The sequence below is a fragment of the Novosphingobium sp. fls2-241-R2A-195 genome (assembly GCF_030209485.1).
Lineage (GTDB): Bacteria > Pseudomonadota > Alphaproteobacteria > Sphingomonadales > Sphingomonadaceae > Novosphingobium > Novosphingobium resinovorum.
In genome coordinates this window covers 63,531-76,209 of sequence record NZ_JARVRY010000021.1, presented here as the reverse complement: position 1 = coordinate 76,209, position 12,679 = coordinate 63,531, and the positions used below count along the sequence as shown (strand labels likewise).

The 12,679-nt window shown below is 63.7% G+C and carries 8 protein-coding genes and 1 riboswitch; of the genes, 2 read left to right on the top strand and 6 right to left on the bottom strand.

The features are described 5' to 3' along the window. The first annotated feature begins 67 nt into the window (after window positions 1-67). Complete coding sequence (locus QRN25_RS15530; RefSeq protein ID WP_271181396.1) at window positions 68-388, top strand: hypothetical protein; 321 nt, start codon at window positions 68-70, stop codon at window positions 386-388. 222 nt (window positions 389-610) lie between these two features. Here the strand turns inward: QRN25_RS15530 and QRN25_RS15525 are convergent, their stop codons facing one another. From QRN25_RS15525 to QRN25_RS15505, 5 genes are all read right to left on the bottom strand, one after another. Continuing rightward, a complete protein-coding gene (locus QRN25_RS15525) occupies window positions 611-2,665 on the bottom strand; it encodes a TonB-dependent receptor (RefSeq protein WP_271181395.1) in 2,055 nt (684 codons plus the stop codon). A 172-nt stretch (window positions 2,666-2,837) separates the two neighbouring features. Beyond that, a riboswitch (cobalamin riboswitch) is annotated at window positions 2,838-3,085 on the bottom strand. Between the two features lie 472 nt (window positions 3,086-3,557). Continuing rightward, a complete protein-coding gene (locus QRN25_RS15520; RefSeq protein ID WP_271181394.1) occupies window positions 3,558-4,847 on the bottom strand; it encodes a purple acid phosphatase family protein in 1,290 nt (429 codons plus the stop codon). Between the two features lie 11 nt (window positions 4,848-4,858). Continuing rightward, a complete protein-coding gene (locus QRN25_RS15515; protein WP_271181393.1) occupies window positions 4,859-8,065 on the bottom strand; it encodes a TonB-dependent receptor in 3,207 nt (1,068 codons plus the stop codon). A gap of 133 nt (window positions 8,066-8,198) precedes the next feature. Continuing rightward, on the bottom strand, window positions 8,199-9,173 hold the full coding sequence (locus QRN25_RS15510; protein WP_271181392.1) for a FecR family protein: 975 nt from the start codon (window positions 9,171-9,173) through the stop codon (window positions 8,199-8,201). Window positions 9,174-9,184: 11 nt separating this feature from the next. Continuing rightward, on the bottom strand, window positions 9,185-9,721 hold the full coding sequence (locus tag QRN25_RS15505) for an RNA polymerase sigma factor (RefSeq protein WP_285020190.1): 537 nt from the start codon (window positions 9,719-9,721) through the stop codon (window positions 9,185-9,187). 335 nt (window positions 9,722-10,056) lie between these two features. Here QRN25_RS15505 and QRN25_RS15500 point away from each other — a divergent pair, with 335 nt between their 5' ends. Beyond that, a complete protein-coding gene (locus QRN25_RS15500; RefSeq protein WP_271181390.1) occupies window positions 10,057-12,027 on the top strand; it encodes a TonB-dependent receptor plug domain-containing protein in 1,971 nt (656 codons plus the stop codon). Here the strand turns inward: QRN25_RS15500 and QRN25_RS15495 are convergent. Next, entirely contained in the window at window positions 11,990-12,646 is a 657-nt protein-coding gene (locus tag QRN25_RS15495) for a cation efflux transmembrane domain-containing protein (RefSeq protein WP_271181389.1), read from the bottom strand. The genes QRN25_RS15500 and QRN25_RS15495 overlap by 38 nt on opposite strands. Between the last annotated feature and the right edge of the window lie 33 nt (window positions 12,647-12,679).

The window sequence follows — 12,679 nt, the reverse complement described above, 5'->3', positions numbered from 1 at the left end:
GGCGCGTATCAGGCGACGATCATGAGGGAAGGGTGGAGTGTAGCTGCCGGTATGCTAGAGGCATGTCATGCTTCACAAACATGGCCGTGGCGGCACCGTCGAAATCGATGGGTTCAAATATGACTGGGAACTCCTCACCGACCCTCAATTATCTTCTTCCGATGGCTGGAAGGGCATGACGGTGTCCCTGCGTCAGCACGACATGCCACGTGAAGCAGTGCTGGAATTTCCGGCGCCAAAGCGCCTGTTGAAAGGATTGCCGAAAGGGCGATTGCATATCAACGACACGATTGCTTCACGCGGCGTGCGAGCAGCATTGTCGGCAGGATGGGATCCGACGTCGCGAGGCAAACCTATTGTATTTATGGTCGATGCCAACGGCGACTAAGCGGACGCAAATCGTGGACGCGCACACCGCAGATGTAAACTTAGTCGGACAAGATAGTGCCATTCCTACTTCGTGACCGACAAAGCAGACGGGCTGCACCTGGGGAATGGAAATCGGCGATTGAGCGACCAACCAGGGTCGGAACGGATCTTCGCATTGAGTAGAATCGCAGCACGACCACGCCCTGCCCTGCCGAACGGCGGGGCAGGGCAGGGCGTTTGATCAGAATGTGAAGCGTGCGCCGATCTTGAACGTGCGCGGCTCGATCACGCGGCTGAGACGCCCCTCCACCGGGCCATGGGTGTCGAACGCCGGGATGTAGGATTCGTAGTAGTACGCGATGTCCTTGTCGTGGCTGTCGAAGATATTCAGCACCTCACCGTAGATCTCGATCTTGCGGCCCTTCCATGCGGCGCGGGCGTTGACGATCGTGCTGCCCTTGTCGCGCACCGAATTGTCCTCGATCAGCGGGTAGGGCCCCAGATGTCGGACGCGCACGCTCGCCTCCCATGAGTCGAGCACGATCGCCGCGCCGGCAGAGACCGCGTTCTCGACCGCGTTGGGAATGCGATCGCCATTGTCGTAGCGCGAGTGACTGGCGACATAGCTGCCGTCGAGTGCCAGCCACGGCAGCGGCCGCCAGAACCCGACTACCTCGTAGCCATGACGCTTGCTGGCGCCAGTCGGCTCCACCGCGTTGGAATCGCCGACGAAGCGCAGTTCGCTGCCCACGTCGAGCCACCAGTACGTGGCCGTCAGCGAGACGGTGCCCAGTTGCAGGCGCCCGCCCAATTCCTTGCCGGTGCCGCGCACGAGCACGGGCACGGGGGATTCCACGTTTATCGCGCCGCGCACGTCGTTGGAGTGGAAACCGCGTCCCCAGTTGGCGTAGACCTCGAACTGAGGGACGATCTCGTAGGCTGCAGATACCTTGGGTGATATGATGGAATCATGCCCACTGCCGGTTCCCAGATCGGCCGCCACGGCATCTCGCGCGCGAACCGTGTAGCGGTAGTAATCTGCCCGCATGCCGCCGGTCAGCCTGAGGCCACGCGCCGGCTTCCAGGTCGCTTCACCGTAGAGCGCGCCGGACAGTTCCTCGACGTGGTATCGTCCCAGTGAGGACAGGAAGGCGCGGGTGTCTGCGCGATTTACCCCGACATTGCCGATGTGATCGTAGCGGTTTTCGGTTCCCACGCTCAATTGCAGCGTCGAGTCCACATCCCACTGCTTGCGCGCGGTGAGGCCCACGATCCAGCGCTTGTCGAACTGGTCGATCTGCGCACTGGTGCCATCGGGATCGGCGTACGTCGGGTTCGAATACATGTTCCAGTTGTAGTACTGGGCATAGACATTCGCGTTCCAGCTCGGCTGCCGCATCGCGATGTTGCCAACCCAGCGTGTGGTGCGGCCGCGCGCCGAAGGATCGGGCGAGCAGAACTCGTCAGGACACAGCGCGCTGCCGATGATCCGCTCCGGGATCTGCTCGGTCGGCCGCCAGGTGGCGTGGTAGGCATGGAGCGAAGCTTCGAGGGTGCCTCCGCCGGTGGGCGCGGTGTACTTCGCGAAGCCGGAGTAATGCCGAAGGTGTTCTGCCTCCTGCCAGGGCCCGTCATAGCGCTTCGCCTGCCCCACCAGCGTCAGGCTGCCACCCGCCACATCCTTGACGGTTCCACCGGCGGCCAGGCGCCCCGACATGTAGGATCCCCCTTCGACCGAGATCCACGGGCGGTCGAACCCATCGATAGTGGTCATGGAGGCCGCGCCCGCCAGTGCGAAGTCGCCGCCATCGGCGCGGTACGGTCCCTTGCGAAAATCCTCTCGGGCGACGACCTCGGGGATCAGACCGTTGAGATCGAGATAACCCTGACCGTGACCATGGCTACGCAGGTTCATCTGCACGCCGTCGATGTAGGTCGTGAAGTCGGTGCCGTGATCAAGGTTGAAGCCGCGCAGGAAGTACTGGTTAGCCTTGCCGCTGCCCGAATGCTGCGCCGCCACCATGCCGGGCACCGCCTCGAGCAGTTCGGCGACCCGCAGCAGCGGACGGACCAGCAGGTCGGATCCGCCGACGCTACCTTCGCTGGCGGCATGAGCGGTGCCGATCTTGGCCTCGCCGCGTCCGAACACCACGATCTCACTGGAGCCGCCGGGTGCGATGTCGGCGGGGACCTCTTTGGCTTGCGCTGGCACCGTCGCCAGTACCATTGCGCTGCCAGTCGCGATCCCTGTCGCGATGCGCACCAGCGCAACGGTTGTCATCAAATTCATCGTCATTCCCCCCGGGCGCCTGCGACTGGGTGGGAGACGTGCCGCCATAAAGACGGTCGGCACGCGCCTGCGGCCGGACGCCGCGGGCGACCGTCTGCGCGAACCGATGCGGCCTCCACCGCTGGTTCGTCGCTCGAACGGAATGATTCCGGGCCCTGGCCACCCCCTGGACCACGGCATGAGCGACCAGACGCAGGCAGGTCTCCTGGCTCACGGGTCAACGCAGCGATGCACGGCCTTCCCAGGCCTCGCATGTTGCAGCGTCCGGCCCAGTGACTGGCGGCAGGACCCTTCGCCCCGCCGCGCATATGCATCGCGCTCACCGCTTACAGTTGCAGGGACAGCCTCGGATTCGAGGGGCAAAAACCCCTCTCACCGCGTTCCCTTTTAAGCCTCTTTCGAAGCACCGGCGCGATCTCGTCCGCGCCGATGAGGGCGCAGGCACAGCGCGCTATCCCAACCCTTCCCAAGACACAAGAGTGTCTGATTGGTCGCAGAATGTTTTTGGAAATATCGCGCGGCGCCGCAGCGGAAAGATTGCGGATATAAAGAAAGCAGACAAGCCGGAGTAGACGTAGGCAATCCGAGTCTGAGTGTCAGCTAAGGATCGACGGCAGTAGCGATTGACAGGCACCTTATGAGCACTGCCCAGCCGGGTATTGGTAATTATAAGTAACTGTCAATATGGGGGCTGTACCATTCGTCGATCGTAAGGCTGCGCCAAAACTCTGTCGATATCCCGATTTTTTAAAGGATTTCATGCCTATCGACACGATCAGTTCTAACACCTCGCCTTTGCTATCCTCGGGCAGTTTAAGAATCCTCGTCGCGATGGCTAAGGTGTCCGTCGCGGCGAGGAAAGCTTGCTTCCGAACTGATGGTTTCCAGATCCCGGCCGTCAACGTGTATTTTTACGCAGCGAGACTTCGTCGAGCGCTTCGCCGGTGGCAGTGTAGGCGCGGTAGGTCAGGTGATCCGGAGTCACATCGATAACTTGATAGGCCTGCGTGCGTGACGCCGACTTGCGCGCCCAGGTCAAGCTGCCGACATCGTACATTTTGGGACCGGCCACCGACACCGCATACGTTGAGCCGGCATCGTCGGTGGTCGGGCCATCTGGGCCGATTGCGCCGCGTGCATAGCCATGGTCGTGGCCCTGCAGCACCAGATCGACCTTGTACTTGTCGATCAGCGGTTTCAGTGCCGCGCGCACTTTCGGGTTGTCGCGGCCCGGTTCGCTGGAGAACAGCGGGAAGTGCAGGAACATCACCGTCCAATGGCTGGGGTTGTGCGCCAGAAGGCCATCGAGCCACTTGATGATGGATTTCCTCGCCTTCTCATCGCGGTCGACCTGCATGGAATCGATCGAGATCAGGCGCAGGCCCTGATAGTCGGTGTACCAGCTGGTTTCGCGGCTGGCGGGAACGTCGGCCGGGCCGTCTTCGGGCAGGGTGAACTGGCGGCGCCACTGGCCGTTGATCGAGGAGCCGGCGCGGGCGGTCTCGTCCTTGACGTATTCGTGATTGCCCGGCGTCGGCATCTGCGGGGTCTGGGCATAGAGGAAGCCGCCGGCCGTGAACCATTCGCCCCATTCGGCGTCGCTGTCGTGGCGGTTGATGAGATCGCCCGCATGGATCGTGAACGCCGCGTCGCCCGCCTGCCGGAAGGCCATGCGCAGCGTGCGCGAGGCTTCGGACAGGATCTGGTTCTGCATGTCGCCCATGTAGATGAAGCGGAACGGCTTCGCCTCGCGCGAGGCGGTGCGGAACTGCAGCCATTCGGACCAGTGCGTGCCGTCGCCCACGCGGTAGGCGTAGACGGTATCGGCCTGCAGGCCCTTCAGCACCGCCGAGTGATAGGCGGCACGGAAGGCGGGGTCCTCGCGCACGGGCAGGACGGCGTCGTCGGTCGTCGCGGCGAGGGTCATCGGGGATTTCACGAAGTCCGGGCTGCTGGTCGCCACCGCATATTGCACCTGCCCGGCAGAGCCCGGCGCCGAGCGCCAGGTCACCGCCATCTCGCTCGCCGGGTCGGCGGTGAGATTGAGCACGATGCGCTCGGGGTTCACCGTCGCCGGGGCGAGGATCACCGCAGGGGGCGCGGCGGGAACGGCATCAGCCGCCCCCGCCGCGCTGAGGGGAAACGCGCTCAGCAACAGCGCGCTGGCAAGGGTTCGGGTCGCAGTCATCCTTGTTCCCCTCAGAAGATCATGTTGAAGCCGAGCGTCATGCTGCGGCCGTTCTTGACATAGGCGCGGCTGGCGCCGGTGCCGGACGAGACGGTTTCCCAATATGTGTGGGAATCGAAGAGGTTGCGGACCTGGAACTGGATCGACGACTTCTTCATGAAGGTCTTGCGGAAGGTCAGGTCGACGAAGCTGTAGCCCTGTTCGTAGGGGTTGTTGCCGAAGTCGTTGATGCCGCCCATGAACTCCGACTGGTAGTTCCAGGCACCGTAGATTTCCCAGCCCTTGCGCTTCCAGAAGATCTGCAGGTTGGCGACCGTTTCGGGCGTTTCCATCAGCGGCAGGGTGTAGCCCTCGGGGTGCCACGAGAGGCCGGTTACCGCCTTCGAGCGCTGCAGCGTCAGGTTGCCGCCCACGCCCAGCGAGCTGAGGATGCCGGGCAGCCAGGGCAGCTGCTGCTGCACGCTGAACTCCACGCCGTAGACTTCGGCCCACTTGCCGTTGTTGGGCATCGAGATCGCCACGCCTGCAGGGTCGACGTTCTCGCCCAGCGTTCCGTCGCGGATGTTGCTGGAGGAGGAGCGGAACAGGAAGTTGGTGATGTGCTTGTAGTACAGCGCCACCGAATACGACCCGGTGTTCCCGGCGTAATGCTCCAGCGACATGTCGAGGTTGAGCGAGCGCATCGGCTTGAGGTTGGGGTTGCCCTGCTCGATCGCGAGCAGCACCCAGTCCGAGGTGGAGTTCTCCTCGCCGTCGCCATCGGGGTCGGTATCGTAGCTGTATTCGCGGGCAGAGCTCATGCGGGCGATGTCGGGCCGGGCGAAACTGGTCCACACCGCGCCGCGCAGGCGGGTCTTGCGGTCGAAGTCGTAGTTTACATGGATCGAGGGCAGCACGTTGGCGAAGCTGCTGGTGTCGGTCGTGAAGCGCGCGCCCTGCACCTCGTCCATGGTGTAGGCATCGATCGTGTTGCGGGTGGCTTCCACGCGGACGCCGGCAATGATCTGCGCCTTGCCGATGCGCGCGGTCGCCATGGCGTAGCCGGAGATCACGCGTTCATTGAACCGGAAGCTGTCCTCGTTCGACAGGACTGCCTGGGACGGATCGGTCGCCACGCCTTCGAACATGGTGCTCTCGCCTTTTTCGGCGCGCTGCAGTTCGGCCAGCATCTTGGCGTTGTTCAGCGTCTGGCCGAGGCGGTAGACCCCGGTGTAGGCGCCTCCGAACAGGCTGGTCACGTCCGCGCCGTAGAACTGCGAGAAATCGGCCATGGTGCCGTCGGTCTCGAGGTTCAGGAAAGAGCCTTGGTAGGTATAGCGGCGCGAGTCGTAGAACTTGCCGCCCACCTTGACCGATTCCAGCCATCCGCTGTCCGGCTTCCACAGCACGTTGGTCTGCGCCTGCCACAGCCTTTCACTGCTGCCGCCGACTTCGCCTTCGAGGCTGCTGAAGGCATATTCGGACGGGTCCTGCACCGCTGCTAGACCCGCATCGTTGAGCAGCCACTTGGGGAAGCGCGAATCCTCGCTGCTGGAGAACAGCACGCCTTCGTTGCCCAGCCAGCCGTACTTGTCGCTGCGGAATTCCAGCGTGTAGCCGTCGTCGAGGTTATCTTCCGACTTGGCGTAAGACACGTCGTAGTCGATCGTCACGGTGCCTAGGCGCGAGACGCCGCCGAGGTTGGCCGAGGCCAGGCTGCCGCTCTCGTTGGTGGCTTCCCAGAAGCGGCGCAGGCGGAAGCCCTGCGGGTCCCAGGTGCCCGAGCCGCCGTTGAGGCTGTAGAACGACTTGGCCGACCGGTCCGCGTCGGTGATGATGCCGTCGCCGTCACGGTCGACGATCTGGTCGGTGGTGTAGCTGTAGATGCGGCCCAACTCGTCGTCGTAGCCGACCACGCTGTCGTCGGGCTGCGCCAGACTGGTGTCGTCGGTGTCCACCTGCGACAGCCGGGTCGAGTTCTTCGAGGTGTCGTTGCGGAAGTTCAGGCGGTTGAGGAATTCCTTCTTGCGGTACTTGTTGTACTGCCCTCGGAAGTGGAGGTCATGGTTGTCCGAGCGGTAATCGACGCTGGTGTTGCCGCCGAAGCGCTCCACGTCGGTCTCGCCGAAGCCCAGGTCCATGCCGCGCATCACGAAGCGGTTGGGGTCCCAGCCCAGCGTCTCGCTGTCGGAATACCAGGTGTCGGGTTGGTTGTCGCCGTCGACACCGTTCTGTTCGAACTGCGACTTGCGGCGGCTGTAGCTGCCCGAGACGAAGACGCCGAAGTTGTCGCTGAACTGGCGAGAGAACGCCCCGGATACCTGCGCGGACTTCTTGTGATCGAACTTGTCCAGCATGCCGCCTTCGGCCGAGAGGCGGAAGTAGGTGGGATCCTGATCGAACGCGGTCGGCGTCGAGATGTCCACCGAGCCGCCTAGCGCATCGCCGTCGCGGTCGGGGGTGAGCGTCTTGTAGACGGTGATCTGCTTGATCCCGTCGGGCGGCAGCACGCTCAGGCGCACGCCGCGAAAGAAGTTGTCGTCGCGCGATCCGGCGCCGCCCACGCGCACGCCGTTCATCGAGTAGTTGTTCAGTTCGGTGGACATGCCGCGCACGGTGATGCGATCGCCTTCGCCGGTGGCGGAATCGCGCACCGCGTTGACGCCGGGCATGCGGGACAGCGCTTCGGACACGTTGTTGGCGGGCAGCTTGCCCATGTCGTCGGCCATGATGGTGTCCGAGACGACGTCGGTCTTCCGCTTCACCTCAAGCGCCTTCTGCACCGCCTCGACATAGCCGGTGACGACGATCTCGCCGTTGGCCGGTTCTTCTTCGGCCATGTGCGCTTCCGCCGGGCGATAGGCCGGGGCGGGTGCAGCACTGCGCGGTGCAGGTTTAGCCAGCGCGGCGGCAGGCTGGACGCGCGCAGCCAGCGGTTTGACGATGATCGTGCCGCCGCGTCGCTGCGTATCGACATTGGCGCCGCCGATTAGCAGTTGGAGCGCGCCCTGCGCCGACATCGTGCCCGAAACGGCCTGGCTACGGCGACCGCGCAACGCGTCCGACGAAGCGGCGACGGGCACGCCGGTGATGCGCGAGAATTCCTGCAGCGCATGCGCGAGATCTTGCGCGGGGATCGCGAAAGCGTAGCGCCGCTCGGCTGCGGCAACGGGTGTCGTGCAGACGGTCGCCACGGCTATGGCCAGCGCCGATACGGCGGGCCGGTACGGAAGAAACATCGAAGAAATACCCCCAGCTGAACTTAGCGTTCAGGGCTCAGACGCGGCTGGCAGGCAAAACCCGACAAAATAATTTTCTTACAATTTCATGGCTTTACTGTGAATATTCGATGACAGTCATGGGCTAGGCTTTCTACCGCTCCAACAGATAGCTCCCATTTGTTTCCCGCCAGTGCAGATCGTGGATTGCCGCCACCGCGTCGAGCACGCCGCGAGCGTCGCCGGTCTGGAAGCGGCCGGTCACCAGCAATTCGCCGAGGGCTGGATCGGCCAGCGCCACAGCCTTGGGTGCCGTGCGGTTGAGGCGCTGCACCAGTTGTGCGACGGGTGTGTCGTTGGCTTCGTACCAACCGCTCGTCCAATCGGGTCGATCGCCTTCCACGTCCTTAAGGCTGCGCACCCGCTCGCCCGAGAGCTCCAGCCCGCTGCCTGCGGGCAGGCGCCATTCGCGTCCGGTGCCGGCCTCTACGCTTACCAGTCCGCGATAGACCTGGATGACGCGGGTGTCGGCATCGACCCGTTCGATGTCGAAAGCGGTGCCAAGCACCGATACGGCGGCGCGGCCGGTGTCGACTGTGAAATTGCGCATCCGCTCGTGCGCTACGTCGAAGAAGGCCTCGCCGCGTTCCAGCGCGACATGGCGGGACCAGGGCGTGATGCGCACGGCGATGCGCGTCTCGCCGTCCATCCGCACGGTTGAGCCGTCGGGCAGCGATACCGTGCGCATCTCGCCGTGACCTGTCGCAAAAATCCGGTCGGTCACCAGCAGGCGAGGGACGGCGATGCAGGCGACCAATAGCACGCACAGCGAGGCGACCGCCTGCACCGTGCGTCGCCGCATCAGGTGATGGCGGCTCCGCGGCGCATCACAAGCGTCCTCATCGTCGTTCGAGGCGGCAGGGCGCGTGGCGGGATCGTGAAGTGCGGCTGCCAGTCCGTCCGATTGCCACAGCGCGCTCATGCGGGCATAGCTTTCGACGTGCTGCGGGTCCTTGAGGATCCAGCGGTCGAAGTCGGCCGCAGCGGCGCTGTCGATCACGGGGCGGCTCAGGCGTTCGATCCACTGGATCGCCTGCATGTCGATCGCCTGCCGGTTCCTGATATGCATATCGTGCCCCATCAGTCCTGCCCAACCAGATCGATCCCGGCATGGTCGAGCGCACGGCGCAGGTCGATCATGCCGCGTGTAATGTGCTTCTCCACCGCCTTGGCGCTGATGCCCAGATCCTCGCCGATGGCGCGGCAGCTTTCCTGATGGAGCCGCCGCCGCATAAGTACCTCGCGCCGCAACTGCGGCATGCGTTTGAGGCAACGGTCGAAGATGTCGATAGCCCGGCGCGAATCTAGCACGCGATCCAGCGAAGGCTCATCGCTTCGCCAATCGTCATCGATCTCAGCCGACAGGCGGCTTTCGCGGCGATGCATGTCCATCAGCAGGTTGTCCGCGATGCGAAACGCCAGCGCGAATACACTCGCGATCTGCTGTTCACGAGTGAGTTGAACCAGCCTTGCTATAACCTCTTGGGCAATGTCGTCTGCAATGTCATGCCGCGCACCTCGTCCACGGATGTAGCGCTGCACGGCCACTTGGACAGCACACCAGTCAAAGTCTTGCTGCGCGATATCGTAAGGCGCGCCCCTGGTCGACGAAAGCACGCGCACCTCCAACCAAATCGGCCGCCCCGTAATGCCTCGATATGACAACTCAGAGGCACGTCGTCCGCGAAATCCAGGACCATCGAACACGATGAGGCCTAACAGGGGCAGTTGCGAGCAAAGCCTTGAGATTAGCGGACGGTCGCCCGCCAGAGATGAAAATCTTGCTTTTGAGCGACCGAGAAGGGTCGACAGCGGGACGGCAACAACGCGCCCATCTTTGTCGTTCCGACATCCGATTTTGATCCAGAAAGTCGCCCTTGACCCTGTAGTTGCTACAGGGCTTATGAAGCCTTCCGTAACCGGCGGTTCATGCCGGAAAGGAACGGGGCGATATGAGTCTGATGTTTCGTGGCGGCGGGGCATATCCAACTGGCAGCGTGCTGGTCATTGCGATCGTGATTGCCAGCCCAGCCTACGCGCAGGCCGACGCCGATCATGCCGAAGACGCCGAGACCGAGATTGTGGTCCAGGCAACGCGCACGGGCCGCCGTGTTCAGGATGAGCCCATCCGCGTCGATGTGATCAATCGCGAGGAGATTGAGGAGAAACTCCTCATGCGGCCCGGCAACATCGCCATGCTCGTTAGCGAGACGCCAGGCGTTCGCGTCCAGACCACATCGCCTGCGCTGGGCGCAGCCAATGTCCGCATCCAGGGCCTCAAGGGCCGCTACACGCAGATACTGGCCGACGGATTGCCGCTCTACGGCGGGCAGACGCCTTCCATCGGCCTGCTGCAAATTCCGCCGACCGATCTTGGCCAGGTCGAGATCATCAAAGGCGCGGCATCGGCGCTCTACGGACCCTCGGCGCTTGGCGGCGTCATCAATCTGGTTTCACGCCGTCCAACCAGCGAACCACAGGGCGAACTCCTGCTCAACGCGACCAGCCGGGACGGGCAGGATGTGACGGGGTATGTCGCCGCACCGCTCAGCAGCGTGCTCAGCGCCTCGATCACGGCAGGCTACGATCGACAAAGTCGTCAGGATTTGAACGACGACGGCTGGGCCGACATGCCCGGTTACGAGCGCTTCACATTCCGGCCCCGGCTGTTTATCGACGCTGCCGATGGGACCAAGGCCTTGCTCACCTTCGGCGCGATGGCAGAGCAACGCGACGGCGGAACCATTTCAAGCGCGAAGGCTCCGGACGGATCGCCATTTGCTCAGACGCTGCGCAGCCGACGGTATGATCTAGGTCTCACGGCCGAGACGCCGCTGGAAGGCATCGGTACGCTGCATCTGCGGGCCTCCGGCGTCACCCAGTCCCATCGTCATGTCTTCGGCGACACGGTGGAAGATGATCGCCACCACACGGCATTTGCGGAGGCGTCGATCGGCAGCAAGGCGGGCACGACGACATGGCTGGCAGGCGCTGCGGTGCAGCTGGACGACTTCCGGTCCAAAGCATTCTCAGCCTTCGACTATAGCTACACCGTGCCCGCACTTTTCGTGCAGGGTGAGCAGGAATTGGCCGACAGGTTGACGCTGGCAGGCAGCCTGCGCTGGGATGCGCACAGTGACTATGGTTCGCATATCAGTCCGCGTGTGTCCGCGCTCTATCGGCCCGGTCCCTGGACTATCCGCGCTTCATTGGGCCGCGGCTTCTATGCGCCGACACCGTTTGTCGAAGAAACGGAGGCCAATGGCCTCGCGCGGCTGCAGCCCTATGGAAAGCTCAAGGCGGAGATCGCCGACAGTGGCTCGGTCGATTTCGGCTACGCCAACGGGCCGTTGGAAGCGAACCTCAGCCTGTTCGCTTCCAACATCGACCATGCCCAGCAATTGCAGGCGGTGGATGCCGAGCATGTCACGCTGGTCAACGCCGATAGCGTCACGCGGACGCGCGGCGCCGAAGTGCTGCTGCGCTATCGCTGGCGGGCATTGTCGCTGACCGGCAGCTACGTCCATGTCGCCGCGCGCGAACCGGATCCCAACGGACCCGGCCGCCGTTTGCTGCCATTGACGCCGCGAGACAGCGCGGGCTTCGTCGGCATGTGGGAGCAGGAAGGGCGCGGCCGCTTCGGGATCGAGGCCTACTATACCGGGCGTCAGTCGCTGGACGACAATCCGTATCGGACGCGCAGCAGGCCCTATGTCCAACTGGGCGCCATGGGCGAACTGATACTGGGCAAGATGAGCCTGTTCCTCAATGCCGAAAACCTGCTCGATGTGCGGCAGACGAAATACGATCCGCTGCTTCTGCCGCGCCGGGCGGCCACGGGTGCGTGGACGGTCGATGCCTGGGCACCGACCGATGGTTTCGTCCTTAACGGAGGGGTGCGGATTCGCTTCGGCGGAGAATAGGTGCTCCCCTTAGTTCATCCCGAGCCTGGCGGATGATCTGCCATCCGCCTGACAGCGCCAGTATGGCCATGATCGCCGCGACCGCGATGTCCGGCCAGCCCGTGCCGGTGCCGAACACGCCGAGGCCGGCAGCGACCACGGCGATATTGCCGATCGCGTCGTTGCGCGAGCAGATCCATACGGAGCGCCTGTTGGCGTCACCCTCCCGGTGGCGCCATAGCATCGTGGCACAGGCAAGGTTGGCGACGAGCGCGATCACGCCCACGATACCCATGGTCTCTGCGGCAGGAACGACGCCCTGCGCCGCCATCCAGATGCTGTTGCCAAGGACCCAGAGGCCAAACAGCAGGATCGACACACCTTTGGTCATCGCGGCCCGCGCTCGCCACGCCAGCGCCATGCCCGCGACGCCGAGGCTGATCGCATAATTGGCTGCGTCACCCAGGAAGTCGAGCGCATCGGCCTTGAGCGATGCGGACCCGGCAGTGACCCCGGCGACGATCTCCACGCCGAACATGAGCGCGTTGACGGCAAGCGCAATCCACAGCACGCGCCGCCACGCAGCGTCTCTCAGCTTTTCCGTATCGTTCTGTGATCCGCCGCAGCATCCGCCGGCCATATGCATCTCCTGTTTCGGTGATGACGGGCTATA